The sequence below is a fragment of the Bifidobacterium gallicum DSM 20093 = LMG 11596 genome, from assembly GCF_000741205.1.
GTDB lineage: Bacteria > Actinomycetota > Actinomycetes > Actinomycetales > Bifidobacteriaceae > Bifidobacterium > Bifidobacterium gallicum.
In genome coordinates, this window is sequence record NZ_JGYW01000011.1 from 58,062 (window position 1) to 78,588 (window position 20,527).

Sequence of the window (20,527 nt, forward strand, 5' to 3'; positions counted from 1 at the left end):
TTGCCGAGCATTCTCACGCTTCAGCCAACGCTTCCACGGGTGGCACGCTGTTGGCTCGACGAGCCGGGCCGATACTGGCCACCAATGCGGCCAGAATGGCAATCACAATGATTGCGATGTCCACACGCCAGTCAATGGCGAAACTGAAATCGCCAATCGCGGATTTCATGACCATATAGGTGCCTAGGGCGCCAAACGCCGTGCCGAGCACGAGACCCACGACGCTCGACACCACGGTGATCAGGCACGCCTCAATGCCGAGCGACCTGCGTAGCTGACGCTTGGTCATGCCGATGGCGCGCAATGTCGCTGATTCACGTGTGCGTTCAATAACCGACAGGCTCAACGTGTTGGCCACACCAATCAACGCGATGATCACGGCCACAGCCAGCAGCACCACGAGCATCATCAACATCATGTCGACCATTTGGTCCCACTGTTGTTTCTCGGCCACCGGACCGGTCAGCTGTGCTTGCGGCACCGAAGCGATGTCTTTGCTCAACGCATCCATCAGATTCGCCAACGACGTGTCATTATGCGAGTCCACAGCCACAAGCAGCGTGGAGGAAGACGCTTGCAGCTCGCCATTGTCAAACAGTGAGTCCGGCACAAACCCGATGGCCAACGATCGGGGCATCACGCCGCGGAAATCCAGCGTTTGTGTCTGCAATGTGACATCCGCAGCTGCAGAACTCTTATGGTCACCATCTGTAGTCACGGTCAACTGAGGACCGGCATTGAGCTCCTTGCCGGTGGATGGCAGGTATTTGGGCACAATCACCGTATGATCGTTCCATTGCAGATGGGAGCAATCCACGTTGAGCACTTTCGAGAGCGCTTCAACATTGGGCACGCCCAACAACGTCAAATCCGGTCCGGCTCCTTGTTGGCGCATGGCATCGGGCACATTGCCGGTGACTGTGGTGGTCACCAGCGGCGCGTTGAGCACATCGCGCACACCCGTATGCTTGGACACGCGCGCAGTCAATGCGGCCGCCTGGTCGCTCGGCACATCGGCGATCACAATGTCGACGCTATATCGCGTGGCCAATGCGGTGTTCATCGTCTGCTTGGCGCATGCCGCGCCCGTGCCCATCGTGGCCACCAACGTCACGCCAATGAGCAATGCCGTACCAGTGGCCGCCACGCGACGCGGGTTCTTGGCGATGTTGGCGCTGGCCAACGTGGCCGATGGTCCGCAATGGCTGGCCAATGTGCCAAGACCCTTCATCAGCCAAGGCAGCCAGAACCGTGCCGTCACGGCAATACCGACAAATGTCATCGCGCAGCCCAGCATCGCGGCGAACAACGCTCTGTCATCATCAGCTTTCCACACACCCAGCATGCAGCAGCCGATGCCCACCAGGATCATCAACAACCCGAGGACGCCGCGCAACCGGCGCGTTTGCGCCTGTTCGCTGATTTCCACGGGTCGCATCGCTTCAAGCGGTGTGACGCGCATAGCCATGCGGGCGGCTCCGAGCGACGCCAGCATCGTGGCGATCGTGCCGAACACGATCGGCACCACAAACGTCCATACCGTCAGCACCACATGCAACGGCACCATGCTTTCCAACACATGCGAGTTGGCTACCATCTGCATCACACCAATGCCAGCTCCCACACCCAATGCGGAACTGACCAGGCCAAGCAGCACTGATTCGAGCACAACCGAGCGGTATACCTGGCCTTGGCGTGCACCAATGATGCGCAGCAACGCGAGCGTCCTGCGTCGTTGTGCCACGAGCACCTGGAACGTGTTGGCAATCACGAGCGCCGCCACAATCAATGCCAGGCCACCAAAGCATAGCAGGAACGTCTTCGTGATACCCGAGTCTCCGGTCATGGCTTTGATTGCGGTTTGCGCGATCACTTCACGTGAATCCACTTGCACAGTCATTTCATGGTTCAACCGTTGTACAGCTGCACTTTGCACGGCCGCGGAGCCCGTCATCGTGAACAGCATGCGGTAGCAAGGCACATCATTGAATGAAGCTTTGCCAAGCAATGTCGCGATATCATGCTCGGACAGTACCATGGCGCCGCCGTAATAGGAGAACGTTCCGCTCGGGTCCGTTGTGAATCCCACAATCGTGGGCGTGCACCGATATTCGCGCATCTGGTTGTGTTCGTCGGGCATTGGCGAGGTATGCACGAGCGTCACCGTGTCACCAAGGTTCAGCCCCAGCCGTTGGGCCAGTTTTTCAGGAATCGCCACTTCATTGGCGCCCGAAGGCTGGTGCCCTTTGCTGATGGTCAGCGGTAGCAACGCCGTGTCCGAGCCGGGCGCGATGGCCAGACCGTTCGTGTTGTCGTCGCCCACCACAAGTCGCGCGCTGATTTGCACGTCTGCGCGCGTGCCCACGAGTTTCGCCGTACTGTCGGCTTTCGTGGTGCTGTCGATGATGCGGCGCGCTTGTTCAACCTGGAACGAACCGACTGTCGGCTCCCATTCGTCCACGGGTTCCTGCGTGCCATCATCAGTCACGTCATCGTCTTGAGTATGGATTGTCGTCGCGCTATCGTCGGGCTGCCCGGGTGAAACCACCCAATTCGCGTTGCCGAATCCAGCCGTCACTTGGTCGCGGATCGATGCCGTCATCGCGTCGCCAAAAATCAGTGAGCAAGTGATAAACATTGTGCTGATGATCACGGCGATACCTGCAGGAATCAGCATACGCAGGTTTTTCTTCATCATGGTCAGCGTCAAGCGCCACATGGTTCTCGTCCTTCTCTTGCGTTGGTCAATCTCGTCGGCTTGCGCGCTTTAGCGTCCCAGGCCCATGATGCGTTGGCTCATGGTTGGCGCGTCTGGATGCTGCACGTCGTCCACGATGCGTCCGTCGGCCACGAGCAGCGCACGGTCCGTCCAGGCGGCCGCGTTCGCGTCATGCGTCACCATGACGACCGTGCGTCCGAGTTCGTCGACTGACCGGCGCAGGAATTCCAGCACTTCCTTGCTGGATGCCGAATCGAGCGCGCCCGTAGGTTCGTCGGCGAACACCAGGTCGGGTTTCGTCACGAGCGCGCGTGCGATGGCCACGCGCTGCTGCTGGCCGCCCGACAATTCCGTGGGACGATGCTTGAGCCGCGTGCCCAATCCCAGCGTTTCGACCAGTTGCGTGAACCATGCGGAATCGACTTTGCGCCCCGACAGGGTCAACGGCATCAGGATGTTCTGTTCGGCCGTGAACATCGGCAGCAGGTTGAAGCTTTGGAAAATGAAGCCGATACGGTCGCGACGCAGTTTCGTCAGTGCGTCATCGTTCATCGTCGTCAAGTCGAGTCCGTGGAACAGCACATGGCCGCCACTGACTTTGTCAAGGCCGCTCATCATGTGCATGAGCGTGGATTTGCCCGATCCGCTCGGTCCCATGATCGCGGTAAACCGTCCGCTGTCGAATGTGACATTGACATGGTTGAGCGCATGCACGGCACTTTCTCCCGTGCCGTAAGTTTTGGTCAGGTCAATCGCCTGGATGGCCGCTTGCGGTCGCGGTTGCGGCACAATTTGCGTGGCGTTGGCCGCCGCCGCCAGCGCGGTTTGGGTGGTGTTGGCCGGCGTGACTGGCGCGGCTGGCTGTGGCATCGTCATGGTTTCGCTCCCGTCTTGGGCAACCTCACGGTATGCGGGTTGCAGCATTGTCATTTCCGCACACGCCTCAATGGCTTGCTGTGCGTTGATACTGCCAACGGTATGAAAACGGCGTGGTGCTTGATATCGGTCGGGGGTATGAAACCAATGGCGCGCATCATCCTTGCGAATGATGCGCGCCATGCACTTGCAACTGTGTGGTGACTTCCCCCGTCGTTACGATGGGCACGGGTGATGCAGTCTGATTGTTCGACTGGTCGCCCGACCCCCGTATGGGTGCCCGTCAATCAATGCGGGTATCCATGAAGGCGTACCCAGTTGGGCCGTGGCGGCGCCACGACCATGCATGATGCAACGGAAGGAAGCTCATGAGCGTTACCTTGTACGACCGTAATCCTCGATATATTCCTCGTATCGCCGCTGTGCATGACATGTGCGGATATGGCAAGTGCTCGCTGACTGCGGCCATTCCGATTCTGTCGGCTGCCGGTTGCGACGTGTGCCCGGTACCCACGGCCTTGTTCTCGGCGCATACGAATTATCCCGTGTTCACGATGCATGACACGACGCCCATTCTTGACGGCTATTTGGATGCGTGGCAGCAGGAAGGCGTGGAGTTGGACGGCGTGTATTCGGGGTTCCTCGGTTCCGCTGAACAAGTGGCGCTGATTCAACGCTTGTACCGTGAATATCCGAACGCGTTGCGCTTGGTCGACCCCGTGATGGGCGATGGCGGCAAAATGTATCCCACGTATACGCAGGAATTGTGCGATGCGATGGGTCAGCTGGCTGACGGCGCCGATGTGCTGATGCCGAACCTGACCGAAGCGTCAATCCTGACGGGACGCGAGTACCCGGGTCAGGATATTGATGACGCGCAGATTGACAGCATGTTGCAGGCGTTGCTCGATTTGGGCGCAAAGAACGTGGTGCTCAAAGGCATCGACCATGGCGACAACCGTCTGCGCAACTATGTCGTCAATGCACAAGACGGCGTGGCCCACAAGGAAGAATGCGTGCATGAGAAGCTGCCGTTCATGATTCATGGCACTGGTGACGCGTTCGCTTCAGCACTGATCGCCGGTGTGATGGCCGGCCGTGATTTGGCTGCATCGGCCCGCATTGCCGGTGAATTCGTGCGCCATGCGATGATCAACACGCAGCATCAGCCTGATTTTGAGCGCCGTGGTGTGAGTTTTGAACTCAACCTTGGTGAACTTGCAGCGCTTGTCGACTGACCGCTAACTGGTGGCACTAGCGACTCCATCTTGTCTCCATCATGGGTGGAGACACTGGTTGGACCGCTCTGATTGGCAACGCCCGATGTGGCCCATGTGATTGTGGTTGGGTCGTGTCGGGCGTTGCCAGTTATCCACATAGAGCCGTGCCCGGCGACTTGGTTCTCCACATTCACCCCGGTGATTTGAATAATGGTGGTGAAGTTGTTGAACTGAAGGCATGACACAGCCACGAGTACCGATGACATCCCCGTCAACGACGACGGAAGGGCGACATATGGCGGACACGATTCCGTCTTCACCATTTGATGCGACGTTTGAGCAATGCCGCCGCCAGCTCGCCTCCTGCCGGTTGAGCGCACGCGATTTGGGCAGTTGGGGTGAGGCCGCCAGCGCTTGCTGGTTGCGCACGCATGGTTGGCGCATTGTGGGCCATAACTGGCATTGCCGCTATGGTGAATTGGATCTCATTGCGTTGAGTGCCACGGACGAGTTGGCATTCGTCGAAATCAAAACACGTCGAGGATGCCAATTCGGCACTCCGATTGAAGCCGTGGGCGTGACCAAACAGACGAATCTGCGCCGTGCCGCAATGTTGTGGATGCTCGAAGCCGATCATCATATCAACCATGTCGGCATCCGCTTCGATGTGATCGGCGTGCTTGTGCATGCAGGGCGCATCCGGTTTACGCATGTGCCACATGCGTTTTAGCCAAGGAGGCATCATGGCTATCGGTTCAACATTGTCAGTGGGGTTGATTGGATTGCAAGCGTTCATCATCCAGATTCAAGCGTTTGTCTCCCCTGGACTGCCGTTCTTCTCGATTATCGGACTGCCCGATGCTTCGTTGACTGAAGCGCGCGAACGGGTGCGTTCGGCTTGCACGGCTGCGGGATTCCAGTGGCCCCAAACACGGGTGACCGTGAATATGTCGCCCGCTTCTCTGCCCAAACGCGGCTCATCGCATGATTTGGCAATTGCGGCCAGCGTGCTGTGCGCAGCCCATGTGATCGAACCGGAACGAGTGGCGCACACAATCGTGATAGGCGAATTGAATCTGGACGGGTCCGTATTGCCCGTGTCGGGCATTCTGCCCATATTGTTGCATGCGCATGAACGTGGCGTGACCACGGCGATTGTGCCGCGCGGCAATCAGGAAGAAGCCATGCTGGTCGGTGGTATCGACCTGATGTTCGTTTCGCATGTGGCCGAGCTGATCACGCTGCTTGGCGGCAACGCCACATTGCCTGACATACCGCCCGCCACCCCATCGGCACCGTCAAGCTCGATTGCCGCGCAACATGACCTGAATGCCGACATGGCTGAAGTTGTGGACCAAACCCAAGCGAAATGGGCGTTGCAAATCGCGGCTGCCGGCGGCCACCATCTGCTCATGGTGGGCCCTCCTGGTACGGGCAAAACCATGCTTGCTTCACGACTGCCCAGCATCATGTGTCCGTTGGAGGAAAGCGAACAATTCGAGGTCGCCTCAATCCGTTCGATCATGGGCACGTTGGCAGCCTATGGCATCAGTGATATTCCACCGTTCCAAGCGCCGCATCATACGGCGTCGGTGGCGGCCATTGTGGGAGGAGGCTCGGGCATCGCATTGCCCGGTGCGGTCACGATGGCGCATCGCGGTGTGCTGTTCATGGATGAAGGCCCTGAATTTGCGCCACGCGTGTTGCAAACATTGCGTGAACCGTTGGAATCGGGCACTGTGGCGGTGGCGCGTGCCAAAGGCACAATGGTGTTTCCCGCACGCTTCCAGCTGGTCATGGCGGCCAATCCATGCCCATGCGGATTCGGTTATGGTTCCGCAGAACGCTGCACCTGCCGTGAACGCGATCGCATCCGGTATTTTTCGAGGCTGTCGGGCCCGATTTTGGATCGCATTGATATCCAGGTCGACGTGTTGCCCACGGGCCATATCGGTGCCGCAACGCGTCAAACGGGTCCTACGAGCGCGCAGATGCGCGAACAAGTCATCGCCGCACGGCACATGGCACGCGAACGGTTAAACGATCAAGGCTGGACGTGCAACGCGCAAATGAGCGGCGCATGGTTGCATGAGCATACGCCAGCAGACACCATCGCACTCGTCAACAAGGCGCTCGACAGCCATCTGATGAGCTTGCGCGGTGCCGACCGTGCGCTACGACTGGCATGGACGATTGCGGATTTGGAAGGCGTTGGCGCTCCCCGCATCGAACACATGCACCAGGCCATCGCCATGCGAACAAGGACGGCATGAATCATGAGCGCTTTGGTTGATGTGTTGATGACGCATTATGGTGCGCCAGCCATGACGGCTGACGCACGTGTGGCCGCATCCGTGCCACCGCCTTCCGTGGATGCCGCGGCGGCGGCCGTGTTGACGGCATGCACTGATGGCGCTGATGCGGCCATGTCGGTGTTCGTGCATGGCTGCGGCGGCACGCTGGCCGCATTGGACCTGATTGAACGCATTCATGCCGCCCAATGCCAGCAGGCATTTGGCGTCAGCCTGCTGATGGATGAAGCGGTGGAACGCTTCGATCAAGGCTGGTATCGCTGTATGGGACCAGACGACCAGACTACGGATGGCACCTCACCGGATGCCGTCAAACGTCATGCCTCGTTCCAGCGTGCGTTGAAGGGTTGGTTACGCCGACGCGCCGCATTCCCCGAACGCACGGCACAGGATTGGCACGAATGGATCACCGTATCCGGCACTGCCTGGGTTGTGACGGCTAGCGACCCGTTGTGGCCTGCCCAGCTCGAGGATTTGCGTCTGCATGCCTCATGGGCGCCACCATTGTGCTTGTGGGGACGTGGCGACGTGCGCGCATTGACCGCATGCCCGGCACCATTGGCCATCATCGGCTCACGCGCGGTCAGTGACTATGGCGCGCATGTGGCCCAAACGCTGGCTGGGCAAGCCGTGCGCGCAGGCCATGCCGTGGTGTCTGGAGGAGCCATGGGCATTGATGCCTGTGCACATTGGGGCGCGGTGGACGCGTTGGCCGCCGCCTGTGATGGCCAGGCAAGCCTGCTCGACAGCGCATCGATGCCATGTGGCCCGACCATCGCCGTGTTCGCAGGAGGACTCAACCATATCGGCCCGTCCACGAATGCGCGGCTGTTTGAGCACATACAAACCTGGCATGGGGCGCTGATCAGTGAAATGCCACCCGACTGCGCGCCCGTGGCCCGGCGCTTCCTCATGCGCAATCGCATCATTGCGGCGTTGTCGTCTGTCATTTGCGTAGCCCAGGCGCGTGTGCGTTCAGGCGCGTTGAACACGGCGCATTGGGCGCAAGAATTGAACCGTGAACTCTATGCCACGCCAGGCTTGATCACGAGAGCCGACCATACGGGATGCCATACGCTCATTGACGAGCAGGCAGCACGCATCCTGCAATCATGCGAGCATATCGACGACATATGCCATGAGCGGCATGCGCCCCATTGGCCATCCGTAGCGGAGCCGACGGCCGACACCACTGCCGACACCATGCAGCCAGCCGATTTGAGCGACAACGAACGCATCGTGCTCGACGCAGTACGCCAATGCCATAGGCAACGCGTCGTGGCCACGGCGAGCGCGATTGGCCAGTATTGTGAGGCCAGTGTAGCGATGCCTGTCGTGTTCGCCGCGCTTGGGGCGCTGGAAATGCGCGGACTGATTGCCAATAACAACGGGGCTTTCGCAATACTATGACATGTCAACGGCATCGCTCAGCGTGCAGGCTCGCATCCGGTCATTAGCGAACGGATGCTGTCAGCACGTTGCCTGCCGCATGGCGATAATGCTTGTAAGCAATCCATTACGACCATTACACTTGGCATCTATGAGTCCCAAGCAAGTTGAACAGATGTATGACGCAATCATCGTGGGTGCCGGGGCTGCCGGCTTGTCTGCCGCATTGGCGTTCACGCGCAGTGATCAAGCGGCCGAGTTGCAAGCGCAGGGTCTCGAACCCCAGGTGTTGGTGATTTCCAAACTGCAGTCGTTGCGTTCACATACCGGTTCCGCGGAGGGTGGCATTGCCGCAAGTTTGGGCAATGAGGAACCCGACTGCTGGCAATGGCATTATTTTGACACGGTCAAAGGCGGCGATTGGCTCGTCGACCAGGATGCCGCCATGATTTTGGCCAAAGACGCGCCAATGACCGTCATCAATCTGGAACGTTCGGGTGTCGCGTTCTCGCGCACACCGGACGGCCATATTGCCCAACGCCGTTTTGGCGGCCATACGAAGGATTATGGCAAGGACCCGGTGGAGCGTGCCGCATACGCGGCGGACCGTGTGGGCCACCAGATTTTGCATACGCTCTGGCAGCAGTGCATTGGCCATGGCGTGCAATTCGCTGAAGAATGGTATGTGACCGATGTGGCGGTCAACCATGATGAGATGCGTGTTGAGGGTGTGGTCGCGTTTGATACGCATACGGGTGCCATCCATACGTTGCGTGCACGCAATGTGATTATGGCGACGGGCGGCGCAGGCCGTTTGTTCCATACGACTTCCAATTCATGGGATTTGACGGGTGACGGCATGGCGCTCATGCTCAATGCGGGAGTGCCATGTGAAGACGCTGAATTCATCCAGTTCCATCCCACGGGCTTGGCGCATACGGGCATTTTGCTGTCGGAAGCCTCCCGTGCTGAAGGTGGTACGTTGCGCAATGCCAATGGTGAACGCTTTATGGAACACTATGCGCCTGGACATGGCGATTTGGCCGCGCGTGATGTGGTCAGTCGTGCCATCCGTTCGGAAGTCGATGCGGGCCGTGGTGTTGCCGACCCGCGCGACCCGCAAGGTCCCAAGGATTGCGTCTGGCTTGACATGACAGGCATTGATCCCGAACATATGCATGCCGTGCTGCCGCAAGTGGTCGAAACGATTGAACAGTATGCGGGTCTTGATCCCACGCGCGATTGGATTCCTGTCAAACCTACGGCGCATTACACGATGGGTGGCATTCCCGTGACCACTGAAGGTGAAGTCTACGTGTGGAAAGATGGCGAGCGCCATACGGTGGAAGGCTTGTATGCGGCTGGCGAATGCTCATGCGTGTCGGTGCATGGCGCGAACCGGTTAGGTGGCAACTCGCTGCTCGACGCCTGCCTGTTCGGCACGCGCGTAGGCCAATCGATTGCGCACCGTATTGCGAACGATCCTGTCGCCGCGCTCGATCCGCTTGACGTGGATCAGGAAGACCATGCCCTGATCGAGGATTTGGCCCAGACACGCCAGCAATCATTGCAGATGATGCTCAAGCAAGCTGATGGGGCGCAAACCGCCGCAGACACCAGCGACTCGGACAGTGGCGACACGGATAACGAGGCGGCACAGGCCGAAACGCTGGACCTGGCAGCGTCAACGCAAGACAATCCTTACCTTATGCAAGCTGAACTTGGCCAGCTCATGGACGCGTCAATCGCCGTGTTGTGCAACGCCGACACAATCGCACGCGCCCAAGAGGCCATTGCCACTGATTTGTTGCCGCGCGCCATGCGACTGCATCCGCACGCCTCCTATGCATCGTTCAACCAGGAAATCACAGCCATTTGGGAAATTCGCAATCTGATGACGCTCGCACAAGCCGTGCTCACGGCATCCGATGCGCGTCATGAATCGCGCGGCTCACTCAAGCGACTTGACTTCCCCGAACGCAACGACGCCGAATACCTGGCCCATTCGATGACGACGAACGACGGGGACGTGCAATGGCAACCCGTACACATCATCGACATTGAACCGGGCGCACGATCCTACTGACCTAGCATCTGCACTGCATGCACCACCGTCACAACGCAACGTTGGGTTATGGGGCCAATCAACAGCCACGGAGCGCACCACAGTACTACCAATATCGTTGCGGACCCAAAAACCCACCCAGCCAAGCGGATGTGACACTGACCAACCGAGAGGGCATTGATGACGCTTTCATTGAACGAACTCAAACAGCACCAGCATGATGCGCACCGCGCGCACGATGCCACACCACAATCACAGCCAATCCAGCCGATTCAAGACAGGAACGGCGACGCGGACGAACAACGCACCCAAGCCCAAGTGACGATACGCGTGCACCGGTTCGCTCCCAAAGCCGAACGCAAACGCGAACGCGGATCCAGCCCGTTCGGCAAACATTCCAGCTCGCCGTTCGGATCAGCCAAACGCACGCGCGGCAAAAACTGGGTGCAGGACTATGCACTGACCGTCTCCCCCGACGACACACTGCTCGAAACGCTGCTGCGCATCAAACGCGAGATTGACCCCACACTGGCCTTCCGCTACTCGTGCGGCCACGGTATGTGCGGATCGGACGCCGTGTCAATCAACGGCACGCCAGCGTTGCTGTGTACGGCGATCGTGCGTGACATTGCGCGCCCCGAACGCCCGTTGGCCGCGGACACGGATGAGGAAGGATTCCGCAAAACCGGTCCCGAAATACCCGCACCACCGGCATCAACCCAGCCCACTTCCACGGCCACCCCACAGCATCTGGGTGTGATTGAACTCGCGCCACTGCCAGGATTTCCTGTCCAGCGCGACCTGATTGTCGATATTGACCAGATGCTCGAACAAATCAAACGACTCAAGCCGTATCTGATCAGTGACGGCGTACTCGCCACCACGAACGACGGCAAAGTCGATGTGTTCGAGTTCCTGCAAAAACCTGAAGCGCTCGCCAAATATGAGATCCTGACGAACTGCATCCTGTGCGGCGTGTGTGAAGGCGCATGCCCCGTGTATTCGGGAGGTGAAGCATTCGTCGGCCCGGCAGCGCTGATCAACCAGGCACGGTTCGTGCGTGACGACCGTGACCTGGCCACGCAGGAACGCCTCGAGACGATTGATACAGCCGACGGCATCAACGCCTGCCAATCCGTGCGCGCCTGCTCCAGACCATGCCCCAAGGGCATCGACGTGGGCGAGGAAGTCTGGCAGCTCATCGCCCAAGTCAAAGAACGCTGAACCACAGCTATAGCGCATTGCAGCACGCAGCGTGACGTGGGACTGTGCGGTCCCCTCCTCCACGTTCGCACGTCACGCACACGGTTCGCTACACCGCAACTTCCAGCATCCTGCAACGCAGTCCCACGCCAACCAAACGCAGGAATCGTGCACAAGTTACGGTATCCAGCACTTCCGCACGGCCACATAGGCTATAGTAGGTGCCGCCACCACTGCACCGTCAGCAGCCGGCTCACCAGGCCGCCGCTGACGGCAGAACGGGCCACCCAACCCAATGATGCCGCCCACACACCCAGCTGTGGGCATAAACCGAGGATGCACTCATGGACATGAACGCTTTCACCAACCACTCCAAAGCATGGCAGTTCGTAGAGGATTTTGAATACTCGCGCGAGCCTGATGGAGTACGTGAAGTGCGTGCGCTGGCCCAGCTCAATGAACTGCCACAAAGTTCAGCCGCTCAAGGCAACCTGCTGAACATGCTCGTACGCATGCTACATGCCGACTCGGTCATCGTGGTAGGCACAGGAGCGCTCGTCGAAACGGCACAACTCGTTGAAGGCTTGGAAAACCACGGCAAAATTACGGTCGTGGACTCCTCTGCCGACGGCATCCGCGTCATCCGTGAATTCATCGCCGATCTTGCCGACCGTTCGCAAACCACGATGCGCGCCGTCAACGCTGATGCTGGCACATTCCTGCAACGATTGAACCCCGATGATTACGATCTGATTGTCGTGTCGGGAGAACCCGCCAACTACGCGGGCACGTTCCGCCAGGCCGCTTCCCTGCTGCATCGCGGCGGCGCGATCGTGTTCACCGACGCGCTCGCGCTCGACAACGCCGACTCGTCGGGTGGCTTGACCAACGCCGCCGACCGCTCCCCCAAAGCCGTCGCGTTACGTGAACTGATTGAAGCCGTACAAGAAGACGACCAGTTTGTCAGCTCCTTAACGCCCACGGGCACAGGACTGCTGATCGCTGTCAAACGTTAGGAAGCACGACTCAAGTCAACTGTATGACGTCTGCTGCGCGTCCTGCGCGCCACTCCCGGACATTCGTAAGGCCCGCTATGCACTTATATGCCGGTGCAGAGCGGGCCTTGTCATAGCGTGTGGCAGATTCCGTTCTATTGCCGGATCTCGCTCGTAGCCACACTGACGGCCTCTTCAGGATCGTCGGTAACGATAAACAACGACGGGTCAATCTGGGAAATCATGCCGTGGTCCTGGACGGGACCGCGCAACCATTCAATCAGGCCTTCCCAATATTGGCTGCCGAACAACGCGACGGGCATGTAGCGCACCTTGTGCGTCTGCACGAGCGTGAGCAGTTCAAACATTTCATCGAGCGTGCCGAATCCGCCCGGGCAGATGATGAATCCGCTCGAATATTTGACAAACATTGTTTTACGCACAAAGAAATACCGGAAGTTCAGTCCCAAGTTCACCCACTGGTTGATGCCTTGCTCGTGCGGCAGTTCAATGCCGAGTCCCACGCTCACGCCGCCCGCTTCACTGGCGCCACGGTTTGCGGCTTCCATCGTGCCAGGGCCACCTCCGGTGATGACGGCGATGTTGCGTTGCGCAATCATCGTGCCCATCGTGCGCGCCGACTTATAGACCGGATCGTCAGGTTTGACACGTGCCGATCCGAAAATGCTGACAGCCGGCCCGATTTCCGCCAACGCGCCGAATCCGTCCACGAATTCAGACTGGATCCGCAAGACGCGCCATGGGTCGTGATGCAGCCAGTCCGTGGAGCTTTCCTGCCGCAGCAGGTTGGCTGTGGAGCTTTCCTGGGGCAGCATCGGCCCTCTGAGCAGCACAGAACCGCGGTGGTAGGTCTCACCAAACGGCGTGCCCGGTTCACTCAGGCCATGCACGCGCTGCTCGTCGGCTGGCGTGCGTTGTGCTGCACCATTCTGCGTCTGTGCGTGGGCAGTATTCACTATTGATTCCTGTGGTTGCCCTGAAGCGCAATCATCGTCCTGTGGCGTGTGCGTCGGTGTCTGATGTGTCATGATGGCGAGCTCCCTTGTCAAACGTCTGCGTCACCATCACAGTACCATCGATAAGCGTAGTTTCCACATCCTTCGCTTCCTGCTGCAATGCTTGCGCTTCTTGGCGTTCTACTGCACGGTCGGCAATGGCGAAGCGACGCGACTGGCGTGAAAGCAACACACCTGAAATAGCGGCGGCGAGCAATGATGCGAGCAGCACGCCGAAACGGGCTTCCGCTGACAATTCCTCACTCGCATAGGCCAGCGAAGCAATCAGGAACGAGACGGTGAAACCAATGCCACACGCCACCGAAGCGGGCAGCATGTCGCGTACACGCAAACCCTTGGGCATGCGCAACGAACCGACATGCGTCGAAAGCCAGGCCACAATCATGATGCCCAACGGCTTGCCCACGACCAACGCCACAATGATGCCGATGACCACAGGAGAGACGAGCAGCATCGGTGTGATCGAATCAAAATGCACGCCGGTGGCAAAGAATGCGAAGATCGGCAGCGCCACGAGCGCCGAGAACGGCTGCAATTTCTCAGCGTAGCGCTCAGCACGCGGCGAACGCTCCTTGTACATGGCGCGGGCCGGCGTGAGCAGGCCGACGAGCACACCGGCCAGCGTGGGGTGTACACCGGCTTCATACATCATGGCCCATGCCAGAACGCCAATGACGACCACAGCGATCCACGGCACTTTCTCCATGCGCACCAGGAAATACCAGGCTACGGCGCAAATGGCGATGCCAACGAACCAATACCAGGCGTTGAGTGATGAGAAGAACACGGCAATCAAAATGATGGCCAGCAAATCGTCAACAGTGGCCAACGTCATCAGGAACGCGCGGATCGAGCCCGGTAACGCTTTGGCGAACAAGGCCAGCACCGCCAGCGAAAACGCGATGTCAGTCGCCGTGGGAATGGCCCAACCATGGGCGGTTTGGGCAAACGGGAACACCTCGCCCGACGCGATGATCAGGCTACCGGGGTCTCCTGCGCCGAAGTTGCTGAACAGCGCAATAACAGCGATGAACAAAATCGGTGGCACAATCATACCGCCCACGGCGCATAGCATCGGCACAGCGGCGGCTTTGGGATTGGCCAAGGATCCGGTCGTCAATTCCTGACGCAAGTCAAGACCGACCACGAGGAAGAAAATCGTCAGCAAACCGTCTTGGGCCCAATGACTGAGCCCCATGTCAATGTTGGTGCCTGGAATGCCCAGATGGAAATGAGACAGGTGTTCAAAACCGGCCGCTGTGGCGGGAATGTTGGCCAGCACCAAGCCTAAGAGCGCAAAGCCCAACATGATCAGGCCGGAAATACGATCCGACGCCGCCACATATTTGATCTTGCTCCACACTCCGCTTCGACTTGCGCTCATATCGCCCCATTCGTTGACATATACCGTTGGCACATAGGCTCATACAGCATTCCATTATGCCGTATTGCACCACCAATATGGAAGTGCGTCACCGTTCCCTGCATGCAAACCACACGAGTTCACTACAACTGTGACAACTGTGCGTGAGGGAATCATGGGCAATATTGGAAAAGCCTTTGACGCATGCGCGCCAAAGGCTTTATAGTGCGCGAGACAGGATTCGAACCTGCGACCTGCTGATCCGTAGTCAGCTGCTCTAATCCGCTGGGCTACTCGCGCAACGCCATATCCGCCGAAATCATGGGACCCCATGGTCCGGCAAACCATGGCCAGTGCGCGAGACAGGATTCGAACCTGCGACCTGCTGATCCGTAGTCAGCTGCTCTAATCCGCTGGGCTACTCGCGCATGCTGCTTGAGGCAACTCGTATAAGTTAGCTCTTTTTCAAGACATTTGCATCTTACGGTGTGTCGGGGGTTGACTTCGGCCCCAATTACCGCAAATTGATGCGGTATGGCATGACCCGTGTCTTACGCTTGGCCTGCGTCGTGTCATCATCATGGTCGGGCATGATGCGCACCGAGGAACGCGGCGCCCCTTCGGCTCGATTGCCGCCGTTGATCGCATACAACGGCCCCTGCTGGCCCGCATAGACGAATTGCGGCTCATGTTCACCGCGGATGGATGGCGCGTCCACAATCACTGCCACCACGTCGTCATGGGAAGGCAGCTCGAACATCGTGGACTCCAACGCGCGTTCCATGATTGCTCGCAATCCGCGAGCGCCCGTATGTGACGCGATGGCTTGGTGTGCGATTTCTTCAATCGCGTCCTGCGTGAATCGCAGGTCCACGCCGTCCGTGGCAAACAGTTTGGCATATTGTTTGGTCAACGCATCACGCGGTTGCGTCAATACGGCTTGCAAATCATGTTCATCGAGCTGCTTGAGCACACTGACCACGGGTACGCGGCCAATGAATTCAGGCAACAGTCCAAAATCAGCCAAATCGTCGGCGCTAACGGCGTTCTCGAGCGTGACATGGTCCAGTGGCGCGGTGCGTAACGCTGATCCGAATCCGCTTTCATGCCGTCCCAAGCGGCGTTCCACAATATCGTTAAGCCCCACGAACGCGCCCGCGCAAATGAACAGCACATTGCGCGTATCAATGCGCACGGTCTGCGCTTCCTTGCCTTTGCGCGCATGTTCTATCGGCACATCAACGATTGTGCCTTCCATGAGTTTGAGCAATGCTTGCTGCACGCCTTCGCCTGAAACATCACGCGTCAACGATGTGTTGTCGCCGCTTTTACGGGCGATTTTGTCAATTTCGTCAATGTAGACAATGCCATGGCATGCGCGGTCGGCATCACCATCGGCAGCGTCGAGCAGACGGCTGAGCAACGTTTCCACGTCGTCGCCCACATAGCCGGCTTCGGTCAGTGATGTGGCGTCGGCGATAATGAACGGCACGTCCATCGCGTCGGCCAAGGTTTGCGCCAGATAGGTCTTGCCCACGCCAGTGGGTCCGATCAGCAAAATGTTGGATTTGCTGACGCGCACATCAACCAAGGCTTGCGGCATCGCGTGATGGTGTGAACCATCTGCAGCGCCCAATGCTTCACGCTCTTCCATCAGCACACGCTTGTAATGGTTGTGCACAGCCACCGACAACGTGCGTTTGGCCGCCGCCTGGCCTACCACGGTGTCGTTGAGCTTGGCGTTGATTGAAGCGGGCGTCGGCACCGCCAGATCAGCCTGCGCGATTTCCTGCTTGCGTTCGTCGCTGATGATCTGCTGGCAGAGCGCGATGCATTCTTCGCAAATGGCCACGCCGGCACCGGCAACGAGACGCTGCACATCATGTTCGGATTTTCCACAGAAGGCACAATGTTGTACGCCATCACTATAGCTGATCACGCGTCCCATTGGTACCTCATCCCTGATTGTGCTGCAGTTCGGCCATCATGCACGGTACCCCTTACACTACACCAGAACAGATGCCAATGTTTTCACGGTATTCCTCTATGAGCATGACGTTGCGGCAACATCGGTCAACCATGTTCCAGCATTCCATACATTGAGGCGGCCCATCATCACGATGGACCGCCTCAACAATGGCTCGTATTACCGCAAAGACTTAGGCGCGATGCTCGAGCACTTCATCGACAATGCCGTACTCCTTGGCTTCCTGAGCCGTCAAGAACGTATCGACTTCAATGTCTTTGCGGATGCGTTCAATGGGCTGGCCCGTATGCTTGGCCAACGTGTTCTCCAGCCATTCACGCATGCGCAGCATCTCCTTGGCCTGGATTTCGATTTCCGTGGCCTTGCCGAAACCCTGATCGATCGCGGGCTGGTGGATCAGCACGCGAGCGTTCGGCAGGATCAGACGCTTGCCTTTGGTGCCGGCGGCCAGCAAAATGGCGGCTGCCGATGCGGCCTGGCCAAGGCAGACGGTCTGCACATCGGGCTTGATGTATTGCATCGTGTCGTAGATGGCCGTCATGGCCGTCATCGAACCGCCTGGCGAATTGATATACATCATCACATCGCGGCTCGGATCCAAGCTTTCCAGCACGAGCAGCTGCGCCATAATGTCGTCAGCCGATGTGTCGTCCACCTGCACACCCATCCAGATGATGCGGTCTTCAAACAGGCGCGTATAAGGATCCTGGCGCTTGAACCCGTAGGGCGTCTTTTCCTCGAACTGAGGCAGCACATAACGGTTCTGTGGGCTCATGACCATGTGATCATGGTCGGCGGCACGCTGGAATCCGGCGACGCCGGCCGGTCCGGCCAAACGTTCGGCACGCGCAATGAACTGTGCTTCTGGTGATGCCATGCTCACTTCCCTTCCTTGGAATGCATCGTGTCGGGCGTGGACACGAGCTTGTCAACAAAGCCGTACTCCAACGCTTCCTGCGCCGTGAACCAATGGTCGTATTCGTTGTCACGGTAGATTTCCTCAACCGTGTGGCCCGTCTGTTCGGCGGTCAGCTCAGCCAGCGTCTTCTTCATGTTCATGATCAGTTCCGCATTGATGCGCACATCCGTCGTCGTGCCACCAATACCGCCCGAAGGCTGGTGCATCAGCACACGCGCATGGCTCGTCAGGAAACGCTTGCCCTTGGTACCCGAGCTCAACAGGAACTGGCCCATCGACGCGCACATGCCAATGCCGACCGTGGCCACGTCGGGCTTGATCAGCTGCATCGTGTCGTAAATGGCCATGCCGGCCGTAATCGAGCCGCCTGGCGAATTGATATACAGCCAAATGTCTTTGTCAGGATCTTCAGCGGCGAGCATCAGCATCTGCGCGCAGATACGGTTCGCCATCTCGTCTTTGACTTCCTCACCCATCCAAATGATGCGGTCTTGAAGCAGTCGGTTGAAAATCGGGTCGCTCGGCCCTGCGGGCATGTCGCCGTCGGCCATGACCGGTGAAGACGCAAGAATATTGCTCACCTTGTCTCCTTTGCTATGCCAATGGACATTAACACTACCCCGTTCAAACGACGGCGCACGCTATTTATTCCCGCGACTTCAATATTGGCTGCGCCAATCCAGATGCCAGCCAGTCCTAGACTCGCATCTCCTGCACATGTGCCCGGTCCATCACATGTGTGGTGAACCATCGGGCCGTCATCACGGCAATCATCGCAATGAACGCCACGGGCACGAACCATGTCATCGGCGCCTGCGTCAATTCCATGACCAAGCACATGGCCATGATTGGCGCGTTTTGCGACGCGGACAGCAACGCGGCCGCCCCCAACAGCGCAAACACACTCATATCCTGTGCACCCGTTATGTGCGCCCAGCACATGCCCAGCACGCAGCCCATTGACGCGCCAAGTGCAATGCCTGGCGTGAGCACACCACCTGAGGCGCCGCAACGGATCGTCAACAATGTCACGATCGCCTTGGCCAGAAATGAAATCAACAACAACCCGGCAAACGCAAGTTCAGGACGGCCTGTGAATCCCAGTTGGGCCGTCGCGCGACCGTTGCCCATGACTTGCGGCACCCAAATGGCCACAACGCCCGTAACGAGACCCGCAGCAGGCAGCGTCCACAAAATCGAAGCCCCGGAAGACTTGTGTGATTCCGCCCATGACGAACCGCGACGGAACAACGCGCCGCACACCCCACACACGACGCCCGCGACCAGCGCGAACGCCATCAGGTCGGGACTGAACTGCGCATGCACACCGTCAAGCAGATAGAACACATGCGCGCCTTTGACGAGCGTGGCCACCCATGCCGCCAACGCCGAACACAAAAACGACAGCACCACGGTCATGGCCGACACATCCACGAGCAAAATTTCAATCGTGAAGAACGCTCCGGCCAACGGCGCGTTATACACCGCGGCCAAACCCGCGCCGGCACTGATTGCAACGAGCCGGCGCAAATCCACATCATGCACATGCAACACACGCGCCACCCGTTGCGCAAGCATCGCACCCAATTCACGCGGCGCAACCTCTCGACCCACCGACAGCCCCATGCCCACAATACCAATCTGCAGCAGCACATGCACCACGGTCTGCCACCAGGGCATCGACTCGCCATCCACAGCCTGCCGCACGGACGGCACACGCCGCGCATACGTCCGCAGCACAAACCAAGCGACAGCAGCCACAGTCGCGCCAATCAGTACGGACAGCGCACGTCGGCGCCAATCCGTTTCAAACGGGCCTGGCAATTCAGGCGACTCCACAAATCCCAACGCCAAATGCTCAATGCCATAAAGCATGAGCGTGAGCAGACCGCCACAAGCGCCAATCAGTGCGCCAAGCAACACGACAGCGGCTGCCATCAAGCCAAGGCGGCTACCGATTGACTGCTCGTGCCCCGAACATGCCACGGTTCGGGAGCTGCCCTGTGTTGACTCCCCGGCAGGCTTTGATGAAGGACTTGGCGAGAAATCCGCGAAATCATTATCGAAATGGCCGGCTGCAGCAGGTCCCTGTGGCGCGTTGCGTGGCTCATCGTGGGTCTGCGCTGGCGCATTGCACGCATCCAGGTCGACGTTTGGATCCGGGTTTGGATCCGGGTTTGGATTCACGTCTGGATTGTCGCCCGCAATCACATCCGGATTCACATCCGGCCCGTTGCCGTGTTCACGCATGCATCCTCCCTCACGATGCTGGTCTTTGCTTTTGCCACTGCATGCCACTGTTGTCGATTCACGCGACTTTTGCCGTCGCATGCAGTATCACATGAAAAAGGGACCGCACGCTACGCGTGCGATCCCCACAGACACTCGAATGATCAGCAGGCCAAGCCCACCCTCACACTCGAATCAGCGTCTCATACCGAT

The 20,527-nt window shown here is 58.7% G+C and carries 15 protein-coding genes and 2 tRNA genes; 7 read left to right on the plus strand and 10 right to left on the minus strand.

Going from position 1 to position 20,527, the window contains the following annotated elements; all coding sequences use genetic code 11:
- Positions 1 to 13 precede the first annotated feature (13 nt).
- Both BGLCM_RS07585 and BGLCM_RS07590 read right to left on the minus strand, forming a co-directional pair.
- A complete protein-coding gene (locus BGLCM_RS07585; protein ID WP_006293937.1) occupies positions 14 to 2,719 on the minus strand; it encodes an ABC transporter permease in 2,706 nt (901 codons plus the stop codon).
- Positions 2,720 to 2,767: 48 nt separating this feature from the next.
- Positions 2,768 to 3,508: an ABC transporter ATP-binding protein gene (locus tag BGLCM_RS07590; protein WP_420796162.1), complete on the minus strand. Its 741-nt coding sequence runs from the start codon at positions 3,506 to 3,508 to the stop codon at positions 2,768 to 2,770.
- A gap of 455 nt (positions 3,509 to 3,963) precedes the next feature.
- Here BGLCM_RS07590 and BGLCM_RS07595 point away from each other — a divergent pair, with 455 nt between their 5' ends.
- The 7 genes from BGLCM_RS07595 to BGLCM_RS07625 all read left to right on the plus strand — a co-directional run bounded on the left by BGLCM_RS07595 (position 3,964) and on the right by BGLCM_RS07625 (position 12,800).
- Entirely contained in the window at positions 3,964 to 4,833 is an 870-nt protein-coding gene (locus tag BGLCM_RS07595) for a pyridoxamine kinase (RefSeq protein WP_006293934.1), read from the plus strand.
- A 220-nt stretch (positions 4,834 to 5,053) separates the two neighbouring features.
- Positions 5,054 to 5,545 carry a YraN family protein gene (locus tag BGLCM_RS07600; RefSeq protein ID WP_238548656.1) on the plus strand — a complete coding sequence of 164 codons (492 nt, stop codon included), beginning with the start codon at positions 5,054 to 5,056 and terminating at the stop codon, positions 5,543 to 5,545.
- Positions 5,546 to 5,558: 13 nt separating this feature from the next.
- A complete protein-coding gene (locus BGLCM_RS07605; protein WP_044085282.1) occupies positions 5,559 to 7,088 on the plus strand; it encodes a YifB family Mg chelatase-like AAA ATPase in 1,530 nt (509 codons plus the stop codon).
- A gap of 3 nt (positions 7,089 to 7,091) precedes the next feature.
- Complete coding sequence (locus BGLCM_RS07610) at positions 7,092 to 8,537, plus strand: DNA-processing protein DprA (protein ID WP_006293930.1); 1,446 nt, start codon at positions 7,092 to 7,094, stop codon at positions 8,535 to 8,537.
- 130 nt (positions 8,538 to 8,667) lie between these two features.
- Positions 8,668 to 10,602 (plus strand): FAD-binding protein, encoded by a 1,935-nt coding sequence (locus tag BGLCM_RS07615; RefSeq protein ID WP_006293929.1) that lies wholly within the window; start codon positions 8,668 to 8,670, stop codon positions 10,600 to 10,602.
- Between the two features lie 159 nt (positions 10,603 to 10,761).
- Positions 10,762 to 11,805 (plus strand): succinate dehydrogenase/fumarate reductase iron-sulfur subunit, encoded by a 1,044-nt coding sequence (locus tag BGLCM_RS07620; RefSeq protein WP_006293928.1) that lies wholly within the window; start codon positions 10,762 to 10,764, stop codon positions 11,803 to 11,805.
- Between the two features lie 323 nt (positions 11,806 to 12,128).
- The gene (locus BGLCM_RS07625) at positions 12,129 to 12,800 is read left to right on the plus strand and encodes an O-methyltransferase (RefSeq protein WP_006293926.1); all 672 of its coding nucleotides are present in this window, start codon (positions 12,129 to 12,131) and stop codon (positions 12,798 to 12,800) included.
- Positions 12,801 to 12,934: 134 nt separating this feature from the next.
- On the opposite strand, the gene BGLCM_RS07630 is transcribed toward BGLCM_RS07625, so the two are convergent.
- The 8 genes from BGLCM_RS07630 to BGLCM_RS07665 form a co-directional block, all read right to left on the minus strand.
- Positions 12,935 to 13,828, minus strand: a complete 894-nt coding sequence (locus tag BGLCM_RS07630; RefSeq protein ID WP_420796161.1) for an LOG family protein — start codon at positions 13,826 to 13,828, stop codon at positions 12,935 to 12,937.
- Positions 13,788 to 15,200, minus strand: a complete 1,413-nt coding sequence (nhaA, locus tag BGLCM_RS07635; RefSeq protein ID WP_006293924.1) for a Na+/H+ antiporter NhaA — start codon at positions 15,198 to 15,200, stop codon at positions 13,788 to 13,790. Before nhaA ends, BGLCM_RS07630 begins: the two co-directional genes overlap by 41 nt.
- Positions 15,201 to 15,405: 205 nt before the next feature.
- Positions 15,406 to 15,479: transfer RNA gene (locus BGLCM_RS07640), tRNA-Arg, on the minus strand.
- A gap of 54 nt (positions 15,480 to 15,533) precedes the next feature.
- Positions 15,534 to 15,607: transfer RNA gene (locus tag BGLCM_RS07645), tRNA-Arg, on the minus strand.
- An 86-nt stretch (positions 15,608 to 15,693) separates the two neighbouring features.
- The gene (gene clpX, locus BGLCM_RS07650; protein ID WP_006293922.1) at positions 15,694 to 17,127 is read right to left on the minus strand and encodes an ATP-dependent Clp protease ATP-binding subunit ClpX; all 1,434 of its coding nucleotides are present in this window, start codon (positions 17,125 to 17,127) and stop codon (positions 15,694 to 15,696) included.
- A gap of 211 nt (positions 17,128 to 17,338) precedes the next feature.
- Complete coding sequence (locus BGLCM_RS07655; RefSeq protein WP_006293919.1) at positions 17,339 to 18,043, minus strand: ATP-dependent Clp protease proteolytic subunit; 705 nt, start codon at positions 18,041 to 18,043, stop codon at positions 17,339 to 17,341.
- Between the two features lie 2 nt (positions 18,044 to 18,045).
- Positions 18,046 to 18,666: an ATP-dependent Clp protease proteolytic subunit gene (locus tag BGLCM_RS07660; protein ID WP_148401573.1), complete on the minus strand. Its 621-nt coding sequence runs from the start codon at positions 18,664 to 18,666 to the stop codon at positions 18,046 to 18,048.
- A 115-nt stretch (positions 18,667 to 18,781) separates the two neighbouring features.
- Positions 18,782 to 20,335, minus strand: coding sequence for a chloride channel protein (locus tag BGLCM_RS07665; protein ID WP_081450348.1), 1,554 nt, complete (start codon positions 20,333 to 20,335; stop codon positions 18,782 to 18,784).
- Positions 20,336 to 20,527: the final 192 nt, after the last annotated feature.

What these genes read in the sequence shown, in the direction of transcription:
- BGLCM_RS07620 (WP_006293928.1), top strand. Translation starts at nt 10,762, where the DNA reads ATGACGCTTTCATTGAACGAACTCAAACAGCACCAGCATGATGCGCAC.
- BGLCM_RS07610 (WP_006293930.1), top strand. Translation starts at nt 7,092, where the DNA reads ATGAGCGCTTTGGTTGATGTGTTGATGACGCATTATGGTGCGCCAGCC.
- BGLCM_RS07625 (WP_006293926.1), top strand. Translation starts at nt 12,129, where the DNA reads ATGGACATGAACGCTTTCACCAACCACTCCAAAGCATGGCAGTTCGTA.
- nhaA (WP_006293924.1), bottom strand. Translation starts at nt 15,200, where the DNA reads ATGAGCGCAAGTCGAAGCGGAGTGTGGAGCAAGATCAAATATGTGGCG.
- BGLCM_RS07600 (WP_238548656.1), top strand. Translation starts at nt 5,054, where the DNA reads ATGACACAGCCACGAGTACCGATGACATCCCCGTCAACGACGACGGAA.
- BGLCM_RS07655 (WP_006293919.1), bottom strand. Translation starts at nt 18,043, where the DNA reads ATGGCATCACCAGAAGCACAGTTCATTGCGCGTGCCGAACGTTTGGCC.
- BGLCM_RS07665 (WP_081450348.1), bottom strand. Translation starts at nt 20,335, where the DNA reads ATGCGTGAACACGGCAACGGGCCGGATGTGAATCCGGATGTGATTGCG.
- BGLCM_RS07595 (WP_006293934.1), top strand. Translation starts at nt 3,964, where the DNA reads ATGAGCGTTACCTTGTACGACCGTAATCCTCGATATATTCCTCGTATC.
- BGLCM_RS07585 (WP_006293937.1), bottom strand. Translation starts at nt 2,719, where the DNA reads ATGTGGCGCTTGACGCTGACCATGATGAAGAAAAACCTGCGTATGCTG.
- clpX (WP_006293922.1), bottom strand. Translation starts at nt 17,127, where the DNA reads ATGGGACGCGTGATCAGCTATAGTGATGGCGTACAACATTGTGCCTTC.
- BGLCM_RS07615 (WP_006293929.1), top strand. Translation starts at nt 8,668, where the DNA reads ATGAGTCCCAAGCAAGTTGAACAGATGTATGACGCAATCATCGTGGGT.
- BGLCM_RS07605 (WP_044085282.1), top strand. Translation starts at nt 5,559, where the DNA reads ATGGCTATCGGTTCAACATTGTCAGTGGGGTTGATTGGATTGCAAGCG.
- BGLCM_RS07630 (WP_420796161.1), bottom strand. Translation starts at nt 13,828, where the DNA reads ATGACACATCAGACACCGACGCACACGCCACAGGACGATGATTGCGCT.